General features: G+C 30.9%; 7 protein-coding genes. All 7 read right to left on the bottom strand.

Annotation, left to right across the window (positions count from 1 at the left end):
- Positions 1-99: 99 nt before the first annotated feature.
- The 7 genes from VLM92_RS16210 to VLM92_RS16180 all read right to left on the bottom strand — a co-directional run bounded on the left by VLM92_RS16210 (position 100) and on the right by VLM92_RS16180 (position 2,906).
- Entirely contained in the window at positions 100-258 is a 159-nt protein-coding gene (locus VLM92_RS16210) for a hypothetical protein (protein ID WP_325277359.1), read from the bottom strand.
- Positions 259-423: a hypothetical protein gene (locus VLM92_RS16205; RefSeq protein WP_325277358.1), complete on the bottom strand. Its 165-nt coding sequence runs from the start codon at positions 421-423 to the stop codon at positions 259-261.
- On the bottom strand, positions 423-605 hold the full coding sequence (locus VLM92_RS16200; protein WP_325277357.1) for a hypothetical protein: 183 nt from the start codon (positions 603-605) through the stop codon (positions 423-425). The genes VLM92_RS16205 and VLM92_RS16200 overlap by 1 nt, the downstream gene beginning before the upstream one ends.
- Before the next feature lie 137 nt (positions 606-742).
- Entirely contained in the window at positions 743-916 is a 174-nt protein-coding gene (locus tag VLM92_RS16195; protein ID WP_325277356.1) for a helix-turn-helix transcriptional regulator, read from the bottom strand.
- A 33-nt stretch (positions 917-949) separates the two neighbouring features.
- Positions 950-1,210: a hypothetical protein gene (locus tag VLM92_RS16190; protein ID WP_325277355.1), complete on the bottom strand. Its 261-nt coding sequence runs from the start codon at positions 1,208-1,210 to the stop codon at positions 950-952.
- Between the two features lie 103 nt (positions 1,211-1,313).
- On the bottom strand, positions 1,314-1,712 hold the full coding sequence (locus tag VLM92_RS16185; RefSeq protein ID WP_325277354.1) for a GIY-YIG nuclease family protein: 399 nt from the start codon (positions 1,710-1,712) through the stop codon (positions 1,314-1,316).
- Between the two features lie 30 nt (positions 1,713-1,742).
- On the bottom strand, positions 1,743-2,906 hold the full coding sequence (locus tag VLM92_RS16180; RefSeq protein ID WP_325277353.1) for an FtsK/SpoIIIE domain-containing protein: 1,164 nt from the start codon (positions 2,904-2,906) through the stop codon (positions 1,743-1,745).
- Between the last annotated feature and the right edge of the window lie 130 nt (positions 2,907-3,036).

Below are 3,036 nucleotides of genomic sequence, written 5' to 3'. Positions count from 1 at the left end.
ATTCCATGTAAACCCTTACCAATTCACTTTCCAACCACTTCAATTCTTCCATCTGCCCACCACCTTATGTTCAGTAGAGGGAAATTAATCCCCCTACCCTTAATAACCTAAGCTTCTTAACTCATTTTCTAGTTCCATTTTTTCAGCTTGCATACTTTCATATTCCCAATTTAGCCTATCATTTAACTTTGCTTGACTTAGTTCCTTTTCGAGTTCATCTATTCTGTTAGATATTTCCATTCCCTTTAATTCTAACATTTATATATCCCCCTTTAAATCTCTTTCAGTTATCGGCTCGATATATTCTTCTTCCTCATACTCTTTTTCATTGTAAAAGCTTTCTTCATAATCTTTAAAAGTTGCACCATGCGAAAATAATTCCTCAAGCAACTTATCGGCTTCCAAGTTTGACATAGGTTTCATTATATAACACCCCCAAGAGAAGCTATTTCACTTTCTAAATCCTTTACATTAGATTTATATTTTCTATAAGCTTCTTCTTTTGCGAGATAATCTGATTCATTATTTCTAAGTTGGTTACACTCTGCAAGATAGTTTAAATATTCATTTCTAACCTTATCTTCTAAAGCTTCTATTCTTGTCATATTTGACACCCCTTTTTAATTTTCAATGAACTATTTGCTTTGTTACTATACTATTATTGTACCATATTTGAGTACAAAAGATACATTTTATTTAAAAATAATTTGAGAAACTTTCGACAAATTTCCCAAATCTTGATTTAATCTATTTCAATGTTTAACACTTCTTTTATTTTTTCTTTTTCTAGCTTAGTGAATTTTCTATCACCGTTTATTTTCTTATATAAAGCATTTCTTTTTATTCCTAACACTTCTTCTGCAAATTCTTCCAATGTGTAACCTTTAGCCTTTATACTAAATTTTATATCATTCATTTCGCAACCTTTCTAAGAGGGCTTTGCCCTCTATTAATATTCTATAACTCTTTCTAAAACTATCTTGACTTCTTGCCATGTTTTTAAATCTTGAATATATATGCAATCATATTCGTATAAATTATAACCGTTTTTAGTTTTTTCTATTTTAAACTGTGCAACTTCTTTGTCTGCTCTAAATCTTCCAATTGTTTTATGTTCTTTAAAATCTATATACATAACTTCATTTCCTTCTTCCATTTCCTTGCAAACTATACCTTTGTTTTTCTTTATAAAATCATATAATCTTTTCATTTTTACCCCTCCTAAAAATCTTTATACTTTATTATAGCATAAATGAGTACAAAAGATACTATAAATTTAAAAATAAATAAAAAATTTTCTAAAAAAATAAGGATTATATAAGTCCTAACAATTTTCCTAGCATAAATATAAAATATATAAAAGCAACTACTTTCCAAATCAAGCCTGTATTTTGAACTTGTAAAGGCTTAACTTCTCTAATCTGTTTATACAACTTCCATTTTCCTTCCTCAAGTGCAATTGTTGGAATATCTCGGCTTTGACCTTGTTTATTATATTTTGGTGAATACTTTGAAATATAAAACTGTTCCATAATCAAGGCATCAGATTCAGTCTTATGTCTTTGATATTCTATTTTGCATACACTACGATAACACTCTTGTGGCAAATGCCCTTTTGTGAAGTGATCCGTAATTCTTCTATCTATATTAACAGTTTTGCCATAGTATATAACTTCCCCTCTAGCATTGATAAAACGGTATGTGTAAGCCATTTTCCCTCACCACCTTATGATTATATTATATCACTTTTTCAAGTGCTTTAGATAGCCTTGAAAGTCTGCCAAAGTTACCAAATAAGTCTGAAATTCTGTTACTCCATTTGAATTATCAATTTTCGCCCTGCCCTTTATATTAATGTTTTCCAACTCACCATTTTTAATAATTAAATCAGATGCAGTTTTGTCGATACATTTCAATCCTATGCTTTGAGTAAAATTAATTTTCATCTTACCTAAAGTATCTCGGCTCAATTCTTGTGTGCATACTACCCAATATATACCAAATGCCATGCTCTTACATATCAATTTGTGCAGCCTAGCTTTTAGTTCATCTGTATTTTTTCCAACCAAAACTTGTGCAATTTCATCTATGACTATAAGTACAGGCTGAATTTTTCCTTCGCTGCCGCAGCTATTATATTCTTGTATATTTGCTGCATCTAAACTTCTAAACAATTCCACCCTTTCATCACATAAATTTTCTACCCAACCTAGCATTTCATTAAATCTGTTACTATCTGTTATGCAGCTGCTTATCACGTGCTTATATTTATCTATTCTTACTAAATCTACTTGCTTAAAATCTATCAATACAATTCTTAGATAATTCGGATTGTATCTATCCATTAAACTTAGCAGCAGCGAATATATCAAACTTGTTTTTCCCCATCTACTAGCCCCACCAATTAAGCAGCTGCCATCTTTGAAAAAGTCTATACATATTTCCTTGCTGCAATCCCCTACACCTACAAAAGCCTTTAAAGTATTTTCTACATCACTTTTATTACTTTTATAAGCAGCTAAACTCGGTATTTTATTCATATCAAAATCCCCCACTTCCATATATTTAACATCTACTGCAGCAGCTTTATATTCTTCTATCTTATTATTTACCTGCAGCAGCTTATTACCTGCAGCAGCTTTATTATTTGTTGCTGCTAGTTCGGGAATATAATATCCTTCTTTTTCCTCATATTCATATGTCCCTGCAGCAACTCTATAAACTATCCCTACTACATCAGCAGTTAATTCTACAACGCTCCATATAGCCTTTGAGCCTAATATTGCTACGTTAGAAGCTAATTGCAAACCACAACTAGCAAATGTATTAATACATACTAACAAGCTATCAGAAGTCGATTCTAAAGGATTTCCACTATTACTATTCAATCTATCATTATCATTCATGCCATAACCCCCTCATGAAATAGGTAAAAGCTAGAAGTTACCCCCTAGCCACCTTATACAATCCCAATATTTTCTAATTTTCTTTTAATATAACTTATATCTGTCCTTAGATATTTAATGTCACACTCCA

Source organism: Romboutsia sp., assembly GCF_035470145.1.
Taxonomy (GTDB): Bacteria; Bacillota; Clostridia; order Peptostreptococcales; family Peptostreptococcaceae; genus Romboutsia_D.
This window is presented reverse-complemented; position numbering and strand designations above follow the sequence as displayed.

Excerpts from the sequence above, each read along its gene's own strand:
- VLM92_RS16210 (WP_325277359.1), bottom strand. The coding sequence starts at position 258 with ATGTTAGAATTAAAGGGAATGGAAATATCTAACAGAATAGATGAACTC.
- VLM92_RS16205 (WP_325277358.1), bottom strand. The coding sequence starts at position 423 with ATGAAACCTATGTCAAACTTGGAAGCCGATAAGTTGCTTGAGGAATTA.
- VLM92_RS16200 (WP_325277357.1), bottom strand. The coding sequence starts at position 605 with ATGACAAGAATAGAAGCTTTAGAAGATAAGGTTAGAAATGAATATTTA.
- VLM92_RS16195 (WP_325277356.1), bottom strand. The coding sequence starts at position 916 with ATGAATGATATAAAATTTAGTATAAAGGCTAAAGGTTACACATTGGAA.
- VLM92_RS16190 (WP_325277355.1), bottom strand. The coding sequence starts at position 1,210 with ATGAAAAGATTATATGATTTTATAAAGAAAAACAAAGGTATAGTTTGC.
- VLM92_RS16185 (WP_325277354.1), bottom strand. The coding sequence starts at position 1,712 with ATGGCTTACACATACCGTTTTATCAATGCTAGAGGGGAAGTTATATAC.
- VLM92_RS16180 (WP_325277353.1), bottom strand. The coding sequence starts at position 2,906 with ATGAATGATAATGATAGATTGAATAGTAATAGTGGAAATCCTTTAGAA.